Here is a 518-nt window from a genome sequence, read left to right as displayed (position 1 = left end):
TTGCTCAACTTTGCAATGTGGACACGAAGCTGCCGGCGATTAGGTCTCAACTACCGTATTCACGCAGGGTTTTATCACCTATTGTTCCAAGAAAGTTTACCTAGTAGAAACGAAGACCGCTTAGGTTTGAGCGTGATAGAACGCCTAGAAGCAACCGTTGTCCCGCTTATTCTGCAAGGCAAGCGCATTTCGGTGACAGGCCACTCTTCTGGTGGTGCAATTGGTAGCGTGTTTGCGGATTACATAGAAAAGAAGTATCCGAAAAGCATCAAGCGCGTTGTGACTTTCGGGCAGCCCGCCATTGGTGACTGGACGTTCAAACGTCGCTATCGTCTGGCGCATAAAACCTACCGAATTTGTTGTGATATCGATATTGTGACTTTCATGCCTCCGGTGCCTTTTCTTTACTGGCACGTCGGAAAAATGCTGTGGCTGTACAATGGCAGAATTTATGAGAACACGCCGACACTCATTCGCCTCGGGCGTTCACTATTTAGTTGGCTGATTCGTCCGTTTTC

At 48.1% G+C, this 518-nt stretch carries 1 protein-coding gene; it reads left to right on the top strand.

Annotated elements, in window-relative coordinates:
- On the top strand, positions 1-518 hold a 518-nt coding region (locus tag R8O10_RS27480), incomplete at both ends, for a lipase family protein (protein WP_318192269.1).

The organism is Vibrio sp. 1727, from assembly GCF_033344415.1.
Lineage (GTDB): Bacteria > Pseudomonadota > Gammaproteobacteria > Enterobacterales > Vibrionaceae > Vibrio > Vibrio alginolyticus.
Note: the sequence above shows the minus strand (reverse complement) of the source record. Positions and strands in the feature narration are given on the sequence as shown.